The following is an 18,400-nucleotide window of genomic DNA, read 5'->3' as shown; positions in this document are numbered from 1 at the left end:
GGGCCATGGATTTCCAGCACGTCATCGAAGAAGTCGGCCGGTACATGGACGTCGCCGGGGTGGCGGTGATGGTGATAGGTGCCGTGGTGTCCATCCCCATGGCCCTCCGGGGATACCAGCCAAAGCGGGCCCGCGGCCTGGCACCCTTCTCCCCGTACCGCTCCTACCGGCAACTGTTGGGCAGGTCCATCCTGTTGGGGCTCGAGCTCCTGGTGGCCGCCGACATCATCAGAACCGTGGCCGTCACTCCTACTTTTGAGAGCGTCGGGGTGCTGGCCATCATTGTGCTGATCCGGACGTTCCTCAGTTTCTCGCTGGAGCTGGAAATTACGGGCCGCTGGCCGTGGCAGAAGGAAAAAGACGCGTGACCCAGCAGTGGATCCCGGACATTCTTGGCGAAGGCTTTGAGCAGCAAACGTTAGAACTCGACGGCGGTGCTGAAGCCACCCTGGTGAGGTACCTCGGCACAGGCCCCGAGTGGCCGGAGGACTTGGACGGCGTTCCGGACCCCGCAGGAATCGATGCCGACGTCCTGTACGTCCACGGCTGGTCCGACTACTTCTTCCAAAAGCACGTAGCCGAGTTCTGGCACCGAACCGGCGCGCGCTTCCACGCCCTGGACCTTCACAACTACGGGCGCAGCCTGCGTCCCGGGATGGTTCCGGGTTTCGTCACCAACCTGTCCGCTTATGACGCCGACATCACCGCAGCGCTGACCGCCATGGGCCGCTCCGACGTCCCTGGCCATGACCGACCACTCATCCTGTTGGGCCATTCCACCGGTGGGCTCACCCTCAGTCTGTGGGCTGCCCGTCATTCTGGCGTGGCTTCTGCACTGATCCTCAACAGCCCGTGGCTGGAATTTCAAGCCACCGAGCTCGGTAGACGCGCGATCGCCCCGCTGGTGGGACTGCACGCCCGGCTCCACCCCCTGACACCGTTGCCCCCAGTGGATCCGGGCATCTACACCCGGGCCGTATCAGCCACCCTTGACGGTGAGTGGGACTACAACCTCCAGTGGCGGCCCGACCGGGGCTTTCCCATCACTCCGGCATTCCTCGACGCCGTGTTCCGCGGCCAGGCCACTGTTGCGGCCGGTTTAGGGATCGACGTTCCGGTACTCGTGCTGCTCTCGGACAAGAGCTACCTCCAGCCAAAATGGTCTGCCGACGCTCTCACGGCTGACGTCGCACTCAACGTGGATGCCGTGGCTCACCGCTCGTTGTCCTTGGCCGACACCGTCACGGTGAGCCGGCTCCCCAACGCGCTCCACGACATCTTCCTCTCACCGGAACCAATCCGGCGAGAGGCCTTCGCGCGGATCGGGCGCTGGCTTCCCACAGCTCTCTAGCCCTCGGATGCAGACGTGTGGGAAGCCAGGACCGCCGGTTTGTAGGGGTTACTTGCCGAGCCCGGCCCTTCGCAGCGCTTCCGCCATGGCTGTGTTGGCAGGAGCCGCCTGCTGATTACTTTGCCGCGCGCCTCCTTGGCGCCGATCGCCCTGACCCTGCCCCTGTCGCGGCGAACCCTGGCCTGATTGACCTGAACGCTGACCCGGCTGACCCGGCTGGCCGCCGCCACGCTGACCAGCAGCACCCTGGTTGCCCGGAGCACGCCCGCCTGAAGCACGCCCACCCGAGGTGCGGCCGCCGGCTGCGCCGGGTTCGTCGTCGAGCCTCAACGTCAGGGAGATGCGCTTGCGTTCGGGGTCGGCTTCCAACACTTTGACCCGTACCACTTGGCCGGATTTCACGATCTCGCGCGGATCCGAGACGAACTTGTTGGATAGTGCCGACACGTGGACCAGCCCGTCCTGGTGCACTCCGACGTCAACGAACGCACCGAAAGCGGCAACGTTGGTAACTGTGCCTTCCAGGATCATGCCGGGCTTGAGGTCGGAGATCTTCTCGATGCCCTCGGAGAACGACGCCGCCTTGAACGCAGGACGGGGGTCACGGCCGGGCTTCTCCAGTTCCGACATGATGTCCTTGACCGTGGGCAGGCCGAACGTGCCGTCAACGAAAGCCTGCGGATCCAACGCCGTAGCCGGACCGCCACCGGCTGCGACCAGGATCTTCCGGGCCACCGAGTATGCTTCCGGATGCACGCTGGAGGCATCCAATGGCTCCGCTCCCCCGGTGATCCGGAGGAAGCCTGCGCACTGTTCAAACGCCTTGGCACCCAGGCGGGGAACCTTCTTGAGGTCGCTGCGCTTCGCAAACGGCCCATTCTCGTTCCTGTAAGCCACGATGTTCTCACTCAGCAGCGGCCCGACGCCGGCCACACGGGAAAGCAGCGCCGGCGATGCTGTGTTCACGTCCACGCCCACGGCGTTCACGCAGTCCTCCACTACGGCATCCAGTGAGCGATCGAGCTTCGCGGCAGTGACGTCATGCTGGTACTGACCTACGCCGATGGACTTGGGCTCGATCTTGACCAGCTCCGCCAAGGGGTCCTGCAGGCGACGCGCGATGGACACAGCGCCACGCAGCGAAACATCCATTCCCGGAAGCTCAGAAGCGGCCAGTGCGGACGCGGAATACACCGACGCTCCAGCCTCGGACACCACCAGCTTCTGGATTCCCTTGGAACCGGCAGCTTCGAGGGACTTGATGAGTTCGGTGGCGAGCTTGTCCGTTTCGCGGGAGGCCGTTCCGTTTCCGATCGCCACCAGCTCTACGTTGTGCTGCTTGGCAAGGCGTCCGAGGGTGGCCAACGCTTCGTCCCACTTCTTCGCGGGTGCGTGCGGGTAGATGGTGTCCGTGGTGACAACTTTGCCGGTACCGTCCACCACAGCCACCTTCACGCCGGTCCGGAGTCCGGGGTCCAGGCCAAGCGTGGCGCGGTTGCCGGCAGGTGCGGCCAACAGGACATCGCGCAGGTTGGCGGCGAAAACTCGAACGGCTTCGTCCTCGGCGTCGGCGAACATGCGTCCGCGAAGGTCCGTGGTCAGCCGGTCCAGAATGCGGCCCCGCCAGGCCAGCTGTGCGGTCTGCATCAGCCAGGCATCGGCGGGCCGGCCCTGGTTGGCGACCCCAAGGCACTTGGCCACAGCGTTTTCGTAGCGGCCGCGAGCGGCGGCCAGGGCGTCGTCGTCGGCCGGGTCTGCTTCGGCGAGATCGAGCTCAAGGACGCCGTCCTTCTCGCCGCGCAGCAAAGCGAGCACGCGGTGCGACGGCATGCCGGACGGCACCTGCGTGAATTCGAAGTAGTCCTTGAACTTCTGACCCTCCGCCTCCATGCCCTTCTTGACCCGCGACACCATGCGTCCCTGCTTCCACAGGCGTTCGCGGAGATCCTCAGCCAGGTCCGGGTCCTGACCGACGCGCTCCACCAGGATGGCGCGGGCCCCTGCGAGCGCCGTGGCGGCGTCGTCAATGGAGTGCTCGGCGTTCATGTATTTGGCGGCTTCGGTTGCGGGGTCCAGGTGCGGGTTGGCCAGCAGGACGTCGGCCAGCGGCTCCAGCCCGGCTTCGCGGGCGATCTGGGCCTTGGTGCGGCGCTTGGATTTGAAGGGGAGGTAAATGTCCTCCAACCGGGCCTTGGTATCGGCCCCGACGACGGCGGCTTCCAGTTCCGGGGTCAGCTTGCCTTGGGCGGCAATCGCCTCCAGGACCGAGGTGCGTCCTTCTTCGAGCTCACGCAGGTATCTGAGGCGTTCTTCAAGGTCGCGGAGTTGGGTGTCATCGAGCGTCCCGGTGACTTCCTTACGATAGCGGGCGATGAAGGGAACGGTGGATCCGGCGTCGAGCAGTTCCACAGCGGCTTTGACCTGCCAGGTCTTGACGCCGAGTTCTTCGGCGATCTGGGCATGGATGGCAGAGGCAGCTGACTGGTGTTGGAGATTTGAAGTCACCATGACAGTTTGCCTCACGTGGCCGACAATTTCCGGTACACGCATCCTTGAGGACTATCCGGGCGGCTGTGTTAGTGCTGTAGTTGGACCAAGCAGGAACGGGCCGCGAGGCGTTCCTCTCTAGGGATGCCTCGCGGCGGCTGGGTTTGGATGATCAGAGCCATGGGTCAGTGGGACATGTGCTCCTTGGCGGAAATGTGCTCCACCATTTCACCTAGGCGCTGTTCTGCGTAGTGGTTCCGGGCAATATCGCCCTGGCTGATGATGCCTACCAACTTGTGATCACTGATGACGGGCAGGCGGCGCACCTGGTGCTCTTCCATCATGCTCACGGCTTCGTCGACGTTGGCGTCAGCGTCCACCCAGTAAGGCTTGCCGGTGGCGAGTTCACCGGCCCGGACTTCCCTGGCGTCCTTGCCTTCAGCCAAACACTTGACCACGATGTCGCGGTCGGTGATGAAGCCGGTGAGCTTGCCGTCGTGGCCGCAGATGGGAAGTGAACCGCAGTCCATGTCCCTCATCAGCCTGGCGGCGTCCTGAAGAGTTTTGTCCTCTTCGATGCACTGGGCGTTGGTTGTCATGAATTCACGTACGGCACTCATGGGTCCTCCTTCATCGATTGGGGTTATCGACGCGGGGCCTCTCGGCACCGACGCCGATGATGCCAGCCTACGCTCGGAGGGTACCGGTGGCTAGGCGATTTCGCGCCCGATCAAGTGGCTCTTTATGGTCCCTATTCGGCGATGTCTTCAGCCCACAATTCGGCGTGGTCCTTTTGGAAAGTGCGCATCATGTCCACGCACCGGGGATCGTCCAGCACCACCACCTCCACCCCGCGTGAGCGCAGGAGATCGAATTCACCGGGGAACGTTTCGGCTTCGCCAACCACTACCCGGGGAATTTTGAATTGGATGATGGTTCCCGTGCACATCGCGCAGGGCGCCAAGGTGGTGTAGAGCGTGGTGTCCCGGTATGTCTTCTGGCGGCCGGCAGCCCTGAGCGCTGACATCTCACCGTGGGCGATTGGGTCGCCGTGCTGTACGCGCTCGTTGTGGCCGCTGGCAATGACGTTCCCGCCACGGGCCAGTGCGGCTCCGATGGGGATGCCGCCCTCGCTGAGGCTTTTTTGCGCTGCTTGGTAGGCGGCCTCGAAAGCGGGGTCAAGGGCGGGGGCTGTTTCAGTCATGGGTGCAGTCTAGAGGGGCCGGAAGCTGTTTTGTCAGGAGTTATTTTGTCGAAGCTATTTTGTCGTGGCTCGCTGATAGCTTGGCTGCAAGGGTTTATTCACGGCACTGAGTTTATTTACGGCACGGAGAGGTAGGTGGGTTGCGGTGTTCTTCCTCGAGCCCGAGCACGCGGGCGCACCGAAGGACCTGGTGTTCTCAGCCAGCGACCTCGTCATTGCTGCCACCTGTGAGTACCAGGCGCTCCGCAAACTCGACGAAAAACTGGGCCGCACGCCAAAGCCTGACTTTGCCACGGATGCCATGTTGGAGCGCACGGCCAAACTGGGAGACGATCACGAGCATCGGGTCCTTGACGAGTTTGTGGCTGAGTTCGGGCTGTGGGATCCGGCTTCCGGGAAGGGCGTTTACGACGTCGTCCCCGCCACGGCGATGGACCGCGCCACCCTGTCGGCCAAGCATGCGGAATCCATCGAGGCCTTGCGGTCCGGCGCGGATGTCGTCTTTCAGGCAGCGTTTTTCGATGGTCAATTCCATGGCCGTTCCGATTTCCTGGTGAAACGCCCCGGCGGCCAGTACGCGGTCTTCGATACCAAGCTCGCTCGGCACGCCAAGGTTACGGCTCTCCTGCAGTTGGCCGCCTATGGAGATCAACTCATCCAGGCAGGGATCACACCGCACCCCACCGTCACCTTGGTGCTGGGCAACCGGGTTCACAGCGACCACCCTCTTGCGCAGATCCTTCCCGTCTTCAAGGAGCGTCGGGAGCGCTTCCTTGATATGACCCGGGCACATGGTGAAGCAGCCGGGCCCATTGAGTGGGGCGACCCCCGGTATTCCGCCTGTGGCCGCTGCGATTACTGTGCTGAACAGGTCCAATTACGCCGTGACCTCCTGATGGTGGCCGGTATGCGAATCAGCCGCCGTAAGAAGCTGATAGAGGCCGGCGTCACCACCATTGACCATCTTGCAGACCTCCCCGAATCGGGCGACCCCACGTTGTTGAGGCTCCGGGAGCAGGCCCGGTTACAGACCGGGGCAGGCACGCCGGACGGCACGGTCAAGTACACGGACAAGTCCGGAGAAGCCAAAGCCATCAGTTACAACGTTTTGCCGGACAACAACTTGGGAAGGTTGCCCGCTCCTGATCCGGGCGACATTTTCTTCGACTTCGAAGGTGATCCTCTCTGGCAGGACCCTGCCACCGGGAAGTGGGGGCTGGAGTATCTGTTCGGGGTGGTCGAGAACCCTGTGGAACCCGGAGCTGACCCGGTGTTCAGGCCATTCTGGGCGCACTCACGGGCCGAGGAAGGACAGGCTTTTGTGGACTTCCTTGAGTACGTGGCCAAGCGCCGCGCCATGTATCCCGGTATGCACATCTACCACTACGCCGCGTACGAGAAAACGGCCCTGCGTAACCTGTCCCTGACACATGTGGTGGGCGAATCCGCCGTCGACGACCTCCTGCGCCAAGGCGTCCTGGTGGATCTCTACGACACCGTCCGGCACAGCATCCGGATCTCTGAGAATTCTTACAGCATCAAGAAACTCGAACCGCTCTACATGGGGCAGCATCTCCGCTCCGGAGACGTAACGGATGCCGGAGCCTCCGTTGTTGCCTACGCGGACTACTGCACGGCCCGGGACAACGGGAACCCTGAGGACGCAGCCGTGATCCTCGAAGGCATCCGTGACTACAACGAGTACGACTGTTTGTCGACGCTGGAACTTCGCAACTGGCTCCTTGCCCGTGCTGCTGAACGCTCCATCCAGCCGGGTGGTGCAGGGGACGCGCCGCCACCTGATACCGAACCGGAGAAGTACGAGGCAGCACCGGAAGAAAGAGCGCTGTTCGACTACATTGCCGGGCTGTCCGAGGAAGAAAATGACACCGCGGATACGCGTGCAATAGGCATCGTGGCCGCTGGGGTGGGATATCACCGCCGCGAGGACAAACAACACTGGTGGGGTCACTTCGACCGCTTGGAAAAACCGACCTCGCAGTGGCCTGACGAGCGCGATCTGTTCATTGTTGACCACGCTGAACTGCTTGAGGACTGGGCCAAGCCCACACCCCGCAGCAACCCGGTGCGGACAGTGAAACTCTACGGCCGGTCCGGGGACGGCGCAGGGCTGGAACCTGGCAAGAAGTACTTCCGCATGTACGGCCCACCGCTGCCGGAATCGCTGCAAGGAAAAGAGTCCATTGCGCTGGGCCGTGCAGGCTGGAACGGAACCTTGGTCACCGAAGCGGGCGACTTCGAAGACTTCGAAACGGTCACCATCACGGAAGGCCTTCGCAAAGACTCCACGGCCTTCACCCACTTGCCCATGGCCCTGACACCGGATCCACCCATCGCCACCAAAGGCCAGCGCGCCGCCCTCGCTGCTTTGGCCACAAAGCTCAGGGGTACGCTTCCCGAGTGGCCGCAGGATCCCGCCCTGGACCTGGTGCGGAGGAGGCCGCCCAAGCTGCGCAGCCTTGACGCCCTCCCGCCCGTGAAGCCTGGCCCCGACGGGTACATCGACGCCATCACCGCAGCCCTCACTGACCTGGACCACTCCTATCTGGCTGTCCAAGGTCCGCCAGGGAGCGGCAAGACCCACGTGGGCGCCCACGTCCTGGCACGGCTCATCACAGCCGGGTGGAAGGTGGGCGTGGTGGCCCAGTCGCATGCCGTGGTGGAGAACATGCTCTGCGCTGCAGTGGATAAGGCCGGAGTGGATCCGCGACGGGTGGCCAAGGAAGTCAAACACGACGACCCCGTACCATGGACCCAATGCGGCAAAGGTGACGTGGAAGAACTCCTGTCCAAACCGGGCGGCGCATTGATTGGCGGCACAGCCTGGACCATGGTGGGTAGTTCGGTTCCGGCCGGATCCCTGGATCTTTTGGTCATCGATGAAGCAGGACAGTTCTCGCTGGCCAACACCATGGCCGTGAGCCGCGCAGCCAAACGACTTCTGCTTCTGGGCGATCCGCAGCAACTGCCTCAGGTCACGCAAGGCAAGCACCCTGAGCCGGTAGATGAATCAGCCTTGGGCTGGTTGTCAGACGGTTACAACACCTTGCCGCCCCATCTGGGCTACTTCCTGGCGTTATCGTGGCGCATGCATCCCGAACTCTGCAGCGCGGTTTCAGAACTTTCCTACGACAACCTGCTCGAGTCGGCATCCGCAGCAAAAGCACGCCATCTGGAGGGCGCCGCACCCGGTATCTCCTGCGTCTATGTTCCGCACACCGGCAACTCGACGAACTCACCCGAGGAAGCAGCGGAGGTGGTGCGGCAGGTCCGGGCCCACCTCGGCCTGGCGTGGCACAACCCGTCCACGTCGGCGGACCACACGTCAGCTCAACCCCAACCCATCGAAAGCCGGCCCCTGCGTGAGGCCGACATTCTGGTGGTTGCCGCTTACAACGCCCAGGTCCAACTGATCAAGCACCATCTCCGGGACGCCGGACTAAGCAAGGTCCGCGTTGGCACAGTGGATAAATTCCAAGGCCAGGAAGCCCCTGTCGTCATTGTTTCCATGGCCGCCTCGGCAGCCGGAGAAGTCCCCCGCGGGATGGAATTCCTGCTGTCCCGGAACCGGATCAATGTGGCGGTGTCGCGCGGTCAGTGGCGTGCCGTCGTCGTACGTTCGCCCGAGCTGACCAACTACCTGCCAACGCATCCCGAGGGCCTTAAGAACCTTGGTGGGTTCGTGGCACTCTGCCAGCGGAGTTTTTGTACAGCTAATGCCCTTTAGAAGGCGCTTTAAGGGCATCTGCTGTACAAAAACTCAGGGCTTCGTCCAAGACCCTGCCGAAGTTGGCAGCGTCGTGGGCAAAGCGACCGAGGAAAAGCCCGGACACCCCATCCAGCTGAGGCAAAAGTCCAGGCTTCGCCGAGCCGCCATAAATGATCGGGATCCTTGCAAGGCCGTGCTGCCCCAACGATCCCCGCAGCGCAGCCACCACGCGGGAAACATACTCGGCCGCGGCAGGCTCAGGAGCCCCTATCGCCCATACAGGTTCATACGCAACCACCAGTTGGGAGGCAACGGACCAATCCCCCGATACGGCTGCCTTGATCTGCAGAAACACCGCAGCTGCAGCCGCTTCGGGTTCCAGGACTTCCGACTCCCCCACGCACAACAGCGGCGTCAGCCCGGCGTCGACGGCGGCGCTCACCTTGAGCGCAATCATCGCCTCATCTTCTCCAAAGTGGCGGCGTCGTTCTGCGTGGCCGATCTCCACCCATCCCACGCCCATCTCCGAGAGCATGTTCGGAGAGACCTCCCCCGTCCACGGGCCATGGGACCATCCACAATTCTGGGCGCCCAAAATCAGGGGCGTACCCGCAATCAAGCGCGCCGCCTCGGGCAGCACCGGGAACGACGGGATCACAAACGGGACCACCCGCCCGGCCGCGAGGGCCGGACGGGCGTCCACTTCTGCCACCAACTGCTCCAACCACGCCAGGCTCTGCGCGTAGCCCATGTACATCTTGGTGCTGACGCCAATGAACACGCTGTCAGGAGCAGACGGCATCACGGTTTACTTCCCCAACAGTTCGTCAGCCTTGTTGCTGAAACGCTTGGTGCCGAACATCAGTAGCGCAGCCACGAACGGCAGGACACCCAGCGCGTAGACACCCATGGTGCCGGTGTCGGAGGCCGTGACCTGGTTGACCGTGGTGCGCAGGATCGGGGCGACGAAGCCACCCAGGTTTCCCAAGGAGTTGATCAGCCCGATGCCGGCAGCCGCGGCAGTTCCGGTGAGGAACGCCGTCGGATATGACCAGCAAATGGGGCCGGTGGAGAGGAAGCTGCACACCGCGAGCGTGATGAAGATAATGCCGATGGCTGGCATCTGGTTGGCACCAGCCCAGGCGGAACCGAAGATACACAGGCCCGTGGAGATGAACAACGCGGTGCCCCAGCGGCGGCGACGGGCCACAGTGTTGGCTGTTTTGCCAATGAAGTAGCAGGCGAAGATGCCGAAGAACCACGGGATGGCTGCCAGGAGCCCGACGGCGATGCCCACCTTTTGGCCGGTCAGCTGCGCCACCTGCTGTGGCAGGTAGAACGTGACGCCGTAGACCGCTACTTGCAGGCAGAAGTAGATGACGGTGAAGTACCAGACCCGGCCGTTGCGCATGGACGCCAGGACACCTCGCGGCCCGGTTTCCTCCTTGACCGTGTCTTCAAGTGCCATGACATCAGAGAGGGCCTGCTTCTCTTCCTTGGTCAGGAATTTGGCCTCCTGGGGGCTGTTGATGAGGAAGAAGTAGGCCGCAATACCTGCCAGGACGGCGAGCATACCCTCAACGAAGAACATGACCTGCCAGCCTGCGACTCCCGGAACCTGGTCGCCGATGTTGATGAGCCAGCCGGACAACGGTGCGCCCATCATCTGGGAGAACGGCTGGGCCAGGTAGAAGATGGCGAACATCTTCACGCGGACCTTGTTGGGGAACCACGCCGCCAGGAACATGATGACACCGGGGAACAGGCCGGCTTCGGTAACGCCCAGCAGGAACCTCAGGATGATGAAGGACGTCTCACCCTGTACGAAAGCGAAACAGGCCGAGACGATGCCCCAGGTGATGGCGATACGGGCCAACCACACTTTGGCGCCGAACTTGGTCAGCAGCAAGTTGCTGGGGATTTCAAACAGTGCGTAGCCGATGAAGAAGATACCGGCACCCAGCGCGTAAGCGCCGGCGGTGATGCCCCTGTCCACTTCCAGTGCAGCTTCGGCGAAGCCCACGTTGGTGCGGTCCAGGAAGGCCACCACGTACAAAATGACGAGCATTGGCATAAGCCGCCGCGACGCTTTGGAGATCGCCGATTTCAAGACCGGCGTATCCAGCAACTCCTTGGTGGAATTGGTGGCAACAGACATTGAAACTCCTCTTTGAGTGACAGGAAATGACTAGTGCAGCGCGATCAGCACGATCAGCGCGGGAAGAAGATGAGCACCATGCCCACTGCGCAGGCGAGGACGCCCACGGCAAGGTAGATCTTGCGTTCTCTCGTCCAGCTCTTCATGGCCAGGCGCCTAGTGCATGTACAGTCCGCCATCCACATTCAGCGTCTGCCCGGAAATGTAGCCGGAGTCCTCGCTGATGAGGAAGGCGATGGCGGCTGCGATGTCCCGGGTGGAGCCCACACGGTTCACTACAAGGTCCTTAGTGAGCTCATCTTTGCGTTCCTGGCTCAGCGTTCCGCCCATGATGTCGGTGTCGATGGGCCCCGGAGAGATGGCGTTGACGGTGATGTCGTACTCGCCAAGTTCGCGTGCCGTAGCGCGGGTCAATCCAATGACGCCTGCCTTTGCTACGGAGTACGGGGTTTTGGAGAACGTTCCGCCGCCGCGCTGGGCCGAAACGGAGGAGATATTCACGATCCGGCCGATGCGGTTCTTGACCATGGATTCGGCCACACGGCGGGTGGCGTAGTGGACTCCGTTGAGGTTGATGTTCAGGACGCGGTCCCACTCAGCGGGTTCGAGTTCCAGGTAGCCAACGGGTGAGCTGACGCCGGCCACATTAGCCAGGGCGACGATCTGCGGGAGTTCAGCTTCCAGTTCATCAATAGCGGCGCGGACCTCGGCTTCGCTGGCCACGTTGGCGCCAACGCCGTGGGCCTGGACACCGTATTCCGCGGCGATTTCCTTGGCTGCTATCTTGCAGGCAGCGTCATCAAGATCAATGATGCCGATGTTCCAGCCCTGTGCGGCCAGGTAGTTGACGGTGGCTCGGCCGATGCCGCGTTCGGAAACGGCGCCGGTGACAATTGCGGTGCGTTCTGCGGGGAAAGTCATGTGTTTTCTCCTGAAGGTCTTAGTTGATGGGAGCCGGGCCGAGCTCTTCAATGAGCTTCTGCATGGCGACGTAGGCCTTGTTGCGGTAGGCGATGAGTTCCGGGGTGCGTTCGGCGGGCACGTTGAGGAAGCCAGAGCCGGTCTTGGTGCCGAGCTTGCCCGCATCCACGAGGTCCGAGAGGATCTTCGGCGTCGCGAAGCGCTCCGGGAAGCCGGTCTGCAGCGACTTGTAGCAGAAGTTGTACACGTCCAAACCGGCCATATCCGCGATGGCAAACGGACCAAAGAACGGCAAGCGGAAGCCGAACGTCGTACGCACCAGGGTGTCGACGTCGTCCGCTGTTGCGATTCCCTGCTCCACCAGCTGCGCTGCCTCGTGGAACAGCGCATACTGCAGGCGGTTCAGCACGAAACCGGTAACGTCCTTGACGACGGCGGTCTGCTTGCCGGCAGCGTGCACCAGCTCGCGCGACGCTGCCACCGTCGCGGCAGAAGTCTCAGCGTGAGGGATGATCTCCACGCCGGGAATGAACGGCGACGGGTTGGAGAAGTGCACGCCGAGGAAGCGCTCCGGATGGGTGACGGCCTCGGCGAGGGCGGCGATGGAGATGGTGGACGTGTTGGAACCGATCACGGCGTCCGGGCGGGCTGCAGCGCTGATGCGGGCCAGGGACTGGTGCTTGATGTCCAGTACCTCGGGAACGCATTCCTCAATGAAGTCCGCATCCGAGACAGCTTCCTCAATGTCCTTGGCAGCCCACAGGTTCTGCTTCAGGATCTCGGTGGCACCTTCAGGGAAAAGCCCATCCGCGATGAACTGGTCCGACTCCACCAGCAGGCGGTCGTAGTTCTTCTGCGCCACCTCAGCGGACACGTCGGCCAGCGCAACGCGCGCTCCGCCGAGCGCCAGCACCTGGGCGATGCCACCGCCCATGTAGCCGGAGCCGACGACGGCGATCTTCCGGGCTGCGTTGGTGGCGTTGCCCTCGGTTGCTTCAGAAATGGTCATGTTCAGACTGCCTTCGTGTAGTCGGGCTCGTACGAGCAGATGGCGTCCACCTTGGCGGCGGAGGACGAGGTTTGGTCGAAGTGGTGGTCCAGCCACTCCCCTACGAGCTTTTTGGCCAGTTCCAAGCCAATCACCCGCTGGCCGAGCGTCAGTACCTGGGCGTTATTGCTGAGGACGGACCGTTCAACGGAGTAGCTGTCGTGGGCTGTGACGGCGCGGATTCCGGGAACCTTGTTGGCGGCAATGGCGACACCCAGTCCCGTACCGCAGATCAACAATGCCCGGTCAGCTTCGCCATCGGCCACCTTGCGCGCGGCATCGACGGCGACGTGTGGGTAGGCGGTGGAATCGTTGAAGCCAACACCGACGTCCGTGACGGACGCAACGCGAGGGTCCGCTTCAAGCAAGGCAAGGAGCGCCTGCTTGTACTCGACACCGGCTTCATCATTGCCGACGACGATGCGCCAGCCTTGGTTGTTGCTCATGCTCGTGCTCCGTTTCCGGCCGCTGCCGCTGAAGACGAGGTGGCCAGTTGTGAATCAATAAATTGCGAAATCCTGGCGGCGATCAGGCCAAAGGACACAGCACCCGGGTCAGGGTGACCCAGGCTCTTCTCCGCCAGCGGACGCGCCCGGCCCTTGAGCGGCCGGAGTTCAGCCGTCTTGGTTGCCGCGATTTCGGCTGCCCCAGCGGCAACCGCCAGGGCCCGGTCAACGGGAGTCCCGCCGTCGAGCTCTGTGAGGAAGGTGTCCCGGAACGGCAGGAGTGCGTCCACCATGGTTTTATCCCCGGGGTCGGCTTTGCCGAGTTCGGTGATGGCGCGGACGAAGGCGCTTACGGCGGCGGCCGCGTCCTCCGAGGTGTAGCTTTCGCGGTTTCCGAGCGACTGCCCGGCCGCGATGACTGCCGAACCCCACAGCGCTCCCGACGTTCCGCCGGCCCGCTCGCTCCAGGCTTCCCCCGCTGCTGTCAGGATGCTCGCCACCGAAGAACCGTTCGCAGCCTCGCCGGCGGCCGCGGCAGCATCGACGCCGCGACGCATGCCGATGCCGTGGTCACCGTCGCCGGCAATGGCGTCCAGCTTGCCGAGTTCCTCAACATGTTCGACCACGACGTCGCGCACCTGGGCGAGGATGGCCACGGCCTGCCGACCGAGTTCAGCCGCTGCCGGGGTGGGCTGTTCGACGTCGGCGGTTTCGGCGTCGTCGATTGCTGCCTCGGCGCGTAGTGCGCGGGGCGCCATGCTGCCCTTGCGGAACGCCGGGGTGTCAGCTGGCGCAGCCCAGTACTGCTCGAGTTCCTCGTCCAGCCACAGGAGCGTCAGCGAGAGCCCGGACATGTCCAGGCTGGTCACCAGCTCGCCGCACTCGGGTTCAACAACGGTGAGGCCTGCAGCCGTGAGGAGCTTCTCGATCTTGCCGAACAGCAGGAAAAGTTCGTCGTACTTCACCGTGCCAAGGCCGTTGACGATGGCGACGACGCGGTCCCCGGCGTCCTCCGGCTTGTCGTTGAGCAGCTTCGTGACCAGCAGATCCGCCAACTCGGACGCGGTGGGCATGGGGTGCTCGGAAATTCCTGGCTCGCCGTGGATCCCGAGACCGAGCGACATCTGCCCGTTCGGCACATGGAACAGTGGTTCCTTGGCGCCCGGGAGCGTGCAACCATCAAAGGCCACACCCAGCGAGCGCGTCCGGTAGTTGGTCTTGATGGCCAGACGCTCGACGTCGTCAAGGTTCAGTCCCGCTTCGGCTGCGGCACCGGCAATCTTGAAAACGGTGAGGTCCCCCGCAATGCCGCGGCGCTTCTCGAGTTGCTCGATCGGAGCGCTGGCGATGTCGTCCGTGACGGTGACAGTGCGCGTTTCGATGCCCTCAGCGTTGAGCCGGAGCTGCGCCTGGCCGAAGTGCAACACGTCGCCGGCGTAGTTGCCGTAACTGAGCAGCACTCCACCGCCGGCGTTGGCCGCCTTGGCTACACGGTAAACCTGGCCGGCCGCCGGGGAGGCGAACATGTTGCCGCAGGCGGAGCCGGTTGCCAGGCCTGGGCCAACCAGTCCGGCAAAGGCTGGGTAGTGTCCCGAGCCACCGCCCACCACCAGGGCAACCTGGCCGGAGGGGACCTCGGTGGACCGGACCACGCCGCCGTCAACTCGGGCGACGTAGCCACGGTTGGCAGCTACGAAGCCGTCCAGTGCGTCATCGGCAAAATCGGCTGGGTTGTCGAAAATCTGTGTCATTTTCTAGACTCCTGCGAGCTGCGTTGCCGGTACTTGGCGCCCCTGGGCTACCTGGCTCTTGCCGAGCTCATAGCCCTCGGTCTTGGGCAGGACGTGCCTGCGGAGGTAGTCCTGGTTGCTTGCCGTAACGCTGAGTCCGTCGCCGCCGTAGTGCTCGGTGCAGAGGATGCCTTGGAAGCCCACGGACAGTGCGAATTTGAATGCCTCGCGGTAGTTGATGAGACCGCTGTCCATCGGAGCCGGCATGGTGATGTAGCTGTCACGGGCCACGTCTTCGTCCCGGATGTAGTTCTTCATGTGCCAGTAGTTGGAGTACGGGAGGGTCTTTGCCACCATCTCGCGCCAGTCCTCGATGGGGCGGTGCAGGCGGATCAGGTTACCCAGGTCCGGGTTGAGGCCCACGTTGTCCAAGCCGATGTCCTGGACCAGCTGGACGGAGGAGTCGGCGGTGCCAAGGTAGGTGTCCTCGTACATTTCCAAGGAGATGAGGACACCTGCGTCTGCGGCGTGCTTTCCAAGCTCCCGGATGCGGGAGACGGCGTTCCCCCACGCCTCCTTGTCCCCCACGGGGTCCTTGTACCCCTCCACGGTCCAGAACCACAGCTGCTTCTGCTGCTCAGGAGTGATGGCTTGGTGAAGTCCGAAGGACACCACTTCGCAGTCCAGCTCCGCAGCAGCGTCGATGGTGCGGTGGCTGTAGGCGAGGTTGTCCGCCCAGTCCGTTTGGTGAATGACGCTGCGTCGAATGGCGGAGATCACCGGCACGCCAATGCCCACTTCGTTAGCCGTCTGCTTGAACTCGGCAAGGCGCTCTTTGCTGAGATCACCCGGACGGACCCAGCTGTCGGTGAGGTCAGCGTTGGCGAAACCTGCGTCCTTCACTTCCTGGAGGACATCCGCCCAAACGGAAGCATCGGCGTCGTTAATGTGTTGACCCGCAGCATCGGTGCCGGGGAACTGCAGGAGGGCCGCGGTGATGGGCCAATTCTCGGCGGTGTAGGCCATGATGATCACTCCTTCGTGGAATCCTGTTTCCTATAGGATTTACGAACCGAGCAAAGCTGTCAACCCTTTTCGCGAAACTTCCTGGCTGCGGCCGCGCGCACCACTACCCGCCGATCGCCCCCGCAACCTCTGGCGCATCCGGCGCGAAAGGCTGCGACACCAACCACCAACAGGTGCGCACGGCGGAAACGGGCGCGAGGCACGGACGGGTGGGAGCCGCCAACAGGTGCGCACGGCGGAAACGGGGCGGCGTGCGCGGCCCCGGCGAAAGGGTGGGCCTTAGTCCTCCGGCGCGTCCGCCATGGCGCGGCCGCGGACCTTCTCCACGTGATCCACCATCATCGCGGCTGCCTTCTCAGGGTCGCCGCTGGTCATGGCGTCCAGCACCGCTTGGTGCTCTGCGATCGCTTGCTCAGCGTCGGTGATGCCCACTCCCCCAAACAATCGGAAGCGTTGAATCTGGCCGCCTAGCGTGTTGTAGGCCGCCAGCAGAAATTGGTTGTTGGCCTGCGCAGCAATGAGTTGGTGGAATCGTTCGTCTGCTTCAAGGTAACTGCGATATTCGGCGAACGACCCACCCCTGGGAGCAGTTTTCAGGTCCTCCACGGCCTGTTTCAGCGCATCCAGACCGTCGGGCGTCATTCGCGAACAGGCCAATCGAGCGTTGACCGGCTCAATGGAAAGGCGGGCCTCCATGAGTTCAGCGAAGTCTTCCCTCGTGAAAACCGGAGCCACCCGGTACCCCTTTAGTGCCACGCGCCGCACCATGCCCGTATGTTCTAAACGGGCCAACGCTTCACGCACCGGGGTGGGCGATACGTCGAGTTCCCGGGCCATCCCGTCGATACTCACCGCTGCACCTGGCTCCAGCCGACCATCCATCAGCCACTCAAGGAGTGCCTCGTAGACGTGGTCCGCCAGCACTTGGCGACTGACGGGGAAGCCAGCGCGGGCAGCGGACGGTGAAGGATCAGCCATGCCACAAATCCTATAGGAACGCCGGCAGCTGGCCGGGCAGCGCCCCTGTCACAATCCGGGTGACCACACGTTAAACCACGACGTCGGCACCCGGGCGTGGGTGCCGACGTCGTGGTCTTGCTGAGGTACTTGCGCTAAAAGTGCGCGGGGTTCTTAGTTGGCGTAGAACGGGTAATCGGTGTAGCCCTCGGCACCGTCGGCGTAGAAGGTGGAAGCGTCCGGCTCATTGAGCGGCAGGCTTTCGCGCCAGCGACGGGCGAGATCGGGATTGGCTATGGCGGGGCGTCCCACCACCACGGCGTCGGCGAGTCCGTCTTCGATGATTGCATAGGCTTCATCGCGGGTGGTGATCTCGCTGAAGCCTGTGTTTACCAGGAACGTGCCGTTGAAGCGCTCGCGGAGGTCCTGCACCAAGGAGCTCTTAGGGTCATGGTGGAGGATGCTCAAGTACGCCAGGTTCAGCGGAGCGATGGTGTCAACCAGCACTTCGTATGTGGCCCGGACGTCGTCGGCGTCGATTTCGGCGATTCCCTGCACATTGTGCTCTGGGGAAATACGGATGCCCACCCGGTTGGCACCGAGAGCCTCGACCACGGCGTTGACGGTCTCGATCACGAAACGGGCCCGGTTCTCCGGGGAGCCGCCATAGCTGTCCGTGCGAACGTTCGAGTTCGGCGCAAGGAATTCGTGCAGCAGGTAACCGTTGGCGGAGTGGAGTTCAACGCCGTCGAATCCTGCCTCGATAGCGTTCTTGGACGCGGTAACAATTTCCTGAATAACCGCCGGAAGCTCGTCTGTGCGAAGTTCGCGCGGCACCGGGTAGGGCTGCTTGCCGTTGGGCGTGCGAACTTCGCCCTCGATGGCCACCGCACTGGGGCCCACGATCTCGTGGCCGTTGGTGATGTCGGCGTGTGAAACGCGGCCGCCATGCATGACCTGAGCAAAGATGCGGCCACCTTCGGCGTGGACTGCGTCGGTGACGTTCTTCCAGCCCGCAATTTGCTCCTCCGTGACAAGCCCCGGCTGCCCCGGGTACGACTGGCCTGCGAACGTCGGGTAGGTGCCTTCGCTGACGATCAGCCCAAGGGAAGCCCGCTGCCGGTAATGCTCAGCGATCAATGAACCAGGCACACCGTTCTGACCTGCGCGTAGACGCGTCAAGGGTGCCATCACCAGACGGTTGGAAAGTTCAAGCTCGCCGAGGGCCAGGGGGGTAAACAGCATGCGCAGTTCCTTTCAGAGTGAATCAGGTTCACCTTGGGCAACTGCATGGCGTCTGCAACTATTCCGAAGGAGTCGGACATCACACCGGCTGTGATGG

General features: G+C 63.2%; 15 protein-coding genes. 3 read left to right on the top strand and 12 right to left on the bottom strand.

The window, feature by feature from the left end:
* Nucleotides 1-5: 5 nt before the first annotated feature.
* Both ACZ5J0_RS05115 and ACZ5J0_RS05110 read left to right on the top strand, forming a co-directional pair.
* Nucleotides 6-368 (top strand): DUF1622 domain-containing protein, encoded by a 363-nt coding sequence (locus ACZ5J0_RS05115; protein WP_142940015.1) that lies wholly within the window; start codon nucleotides 6-8, stop codon nucleotides 366-368.
* Entirely contained in the window at nucleotides 365-1,351 is a 987-nt protein-coding gene (locus tag ACZ5J0_RS05110; protein WP_464094321.1) for an alpha/beta hydrolase, read from the top strand. Before ACZ5J0_RS05115 ends, ACZ5J0_RS05110 begins: the two co-directional genes overlap by 4 nt.
* A gap of 48 nt (nucleotides 1,352-1,399) precedes the next feature.
* Here ACZ5J0_RS05110 and ACZ5J0_RS05105 read toward each other — a convergent pair whose 3' ends face one another.
* The 3 genes from ACZ5J0_RS05105 to ACZ5J0_RS05095 all read right to left on the bottom strand — a co-directional run bounded on the left by ACZ5J0_RS05105 (nucleotide 1,400) and on the right by ACZ5J0_RS05095 (nucleotide 5,042).
* Nucleotides 1,400-3,859 carry a Tex family protein gene (locus ACZ5J0_RS05105; RefSeq protein WP_464094320.1) on the bottom strand — a complete coding sequence of 820 codons (2,460 nt, stop codon included), beginning with the start codon at nucleotides 3,857-3,859 and terminating at the stop codon, nucleotides 1,400-1,402.
* A gap of 164 nt (nucleotides 3,860-4,023) precedes the next feature.
* Nucleotides 4,024-4,458, bottom strand: coding sequence for a CBS domain-containing protein (locus ACZ5J0_RS05100; protein ID WP_142940018.1), 435 nt, complete (start codon nucleotides 4,456-4,458; stop codon nucleotides 4,024-4,026).
* Between the two features lie 131 nt (nucleotides 4,459-4,589).
* Nucleotides 4,590-5,042 carry a nucleoside deaminase gene (locus tag ACZ5J0_RS05095; RefSeq protein ID WP_142940019.1) on the bottom strand — a complete coding sequence of 151 codons (453 nt, stop codon included), beginning with the start codon at nucleotides 5,040-5,042 and terminating at the stop codon, nucleotides 4,590-4,592.
* A 145-nt stretch (nucleotides 5,043-5,187) separates the two neighbouring features.
* On the opposite strand from ACZ5J0_RS05095, the gene ACZ5J0_RS05090 reads away from it, so the two are divergent.
* Entirely contained in the window at nucleotides 5,188-8,790 is a 3,603-nt protein-coding gene (locus tag ACZ5J0_RS05090; protein WP_464097216.1) for a TM0106 family RecB-like putative nuclease, read from the top strand.
* On the opposite strand, the gene ACZ5J0_RS05085 is transcribed toward ACZ5J0_RS05090, so the two are convergent.
* The 9 genes from ACZ5J0_RS05085 to ACZ5J0_RS05045 form a co-directional block, all read right to left on the bottom strand.
* On the bottom strand, nucleotides 8,777-9,574 hold the full coding sequence (locus ACZ5J0_RS05085; protein WP_464094319.1) for a triose-phosphate isomerase family protein: 798 nt from the start codon (nucleotides 9,572-9,574) through the stop codon (nucleotides 8,777-8,779). The two genes, ACZ5J0_RS05090 and ACZ5J0_RS05085, sit on opposite strands and share 14 nt — an antisense overlap.
* A gap of 6 nt (nucleotides 9,575-9,580) precedes the next feature.
* Entirely contained in the window at nucleotides 9,581-10,930 is a 1,350-nt protein-coding gene (locus ACZ5J0_RS05080) for an MFS transporter (protein ID WP_464094318.1), read from the bottom strand.
* A 156-nt stretch (nucleotides 10,931-11,086) separates the two neighbouring features.
* Nucleotides 11,087-11,851 (bottom strand): SDR family NAD(P)-dependent oxidoreductase, encoded by a 765-nt coding sequence (locus ACZ5J0_RS05075; protein WP_017197721.1) that lies wholly within the window; start codon nucleotides 11,849-11,851, stop codon nucleotides 11,087-11,089.
* Nucleotides 11,852-11,870: 19 nt separating this feature from the next.
* Nucleotides 11,871-12,860 carry a 3-hydroxyacyl-CoA dehydrogenase family protein gene (locus tag ACZ5J0_RS05070; protein WP_142940023.1) on the bottom strand — a complete coding sequence of 330 codons (990 nt, stop codon included), beginning with the start codon at nucleotides 12,858-12,860 and terminating at the stop codon, nucleotides 11,871-11,873.
* Between the two features lie 2 nt (nucleotides 12,861-12,862).
* Nucleotides 12,863-13,345, bottom strand: a complete 483-nt coding sequence (locus tag ACZ5J0_RS05065) for a ribose-5-phosphate isomerase (RefSeq protein WP_223941996.1) — start codon at nucleotides 13,343-13,345, stop codon at nucleotides 12,863-12,865.
* The gene (locus ACZ5J0_RS05060; protein WP_464094317.1) at nucleotides 13,342-15,096 is read right to left on the bottom strand and encodes a dihydroxyacetone kinase family protein; all 1,755 of its coding nucleotides are present in this window, start codon (nucleotides 15,094-15,096) and stop codon (nucleotides 13,342-13,344) included. The genes ACZ5J0_RS05065 and ACZ5J0_RS05060 overlap by 4 nt, the downstream gene beginning before the upstream one ends.
* 3 nt (nucleotides 15,097-15,099) lie before the next feature.
* On the bottom strand, nucleotides 15,100-16,101 hold the full coding sequence (locus ACZ5J0_RS05055; protein WP_464094316.1) for a sugar phosphate isomerase/epimerase family protein: 1,002 nt from the start codon (nucleotides 16,099-16,101) through the stop codon (nucleotides 15,100-15,102).
* A 279-nt stretch (nucleotides 16,102-16,380) separates the two neighbouring features.
* Entirely contained in the window at nucleotides 16,381-17,079 is a 699-nt protein-coding gene (locus ACZ5J0_RS05050) for a GntR family transcriptional regulator (RefSeq protein WP_142940027.1), read from the bottom strand.
* A 153-nt stretch (nucleotides 17,080-17,232) separates the two neighbouring features.
* Nucleotides 17,233-18,303 carry an alkene reductase gene (locus ACZ5J0_RS05045; protein ID WP_166841556.1) on the bottom strand — a complete coding sequence of 357 codons (1,071 nt, stop codon included), beginning with the start codon at nucleotides 18,301-18,303 and terminating at the stop codon, nucleotides 17,233-17,235.
* Nucleotides 18,304-18,400 lie beyond the last annotated feature (97 nt).

The sequence above is a fragment of the Arthrobacter sp. DualSoilB13 genome, from assembly GCF_055389195.1.
Note: the sequence above shows the minus strand (reverse complement) of the source record. Positions and strands in the feature narration are given on the sequence as shown.

Coding starts and splice junctions, on each gene's coding strand:
- ACZ5J0_RS05115 (WP_142940015.1), top strand. CDS start 6: ATGGATTTCCAGCACGTCATCGAAGAAGTCGGCCGGTACATGGACGTC.
- ACZ5J0_RS05100 (WP_142940018.1), bottom strand. CDS start 4,458: ATGAGTGCCGTACGTGAATTCATGACAACCAACGCCCAGTGCATCGAA.
- ACZ5J0_RS05070 (WP_142940023.1), bottom strand. CDS start 12,860: ATGACCATTTCTGAAGCAACCGAGGGCAACGCCACCAACGCAGCCCGG.
- ACZ5J0_RS05050 (WP_142940027.1), bottom strand. CDS start 17,079: ATGGCTGATCCTTCACCGTCCGCTGCCCGCGCTGGCTTCCCCGTCAGT.
- ACZ5J0_RS05085 (WP_464094319.1), bottom strand. CDS start 9,574: ATGCCGTCTGCTCCTGACAGCGTGTTCATTGGCGTCAGCACCAAGATG.
- ACZ5J0_RS05105 (WP_464094320.1), bottom strand. CDS start 3,859: ATGGTGACTTCAAATCTCCAACACCAGTCAGCTGCCTCTGCCATCCAT.
- ACZ5J0_RS05065 (WP_223941996.1), bottom strand. CDS start 13,345: ATGAGCAACAACCAAGGCTGGCGCATCGTCGTCGGCAATGATGAAGCC.
- ACZ5J0_RS05080 (WP_464094318.1), bottom strand. CDS start 10,930: ATGTCTGTTGCCACCAATTCCACCAAGGAGTTGCTGGATACGCCGGTC.
- ACZ5J0_RS05055 (WP_464094316.1), bottom strand. CDS start 16,101: ATGGCCTACACCGCCGAGAATTGGCCCATCACCGCGGCCCTCCTGCAG.
- ACZ5J0_RS05045 (WP_166841556.1), bottom strand. CDS start 18,303: ATGCTGTTTACCCCCCTGGCCCTCGGCGAGCTTGAACTTTCCAACCGT.
- ACZ5J0_RS05095 (WP_142940019.1), bottom strand. CDS start 5,042: ATGACTGAAACAGCCCCCGCCCTTGACCCCGCTTTCGAGGCCGCCTAC.
- ACZ5J0_RS05060 (WP_464094317.1), bottom strand. CDS start 15,096: ATGACACAGATTTTCGACAACCCAGCCGATTTTGCCGATGACGCACTG.
- ACZ5J0_RS05075 (WP_017197721.1), bottom strand. CDS start 11,851: ATGACTTTCCCCGCAGAACGCACCGCAATTGTCACCGGCGCCGTTTCC.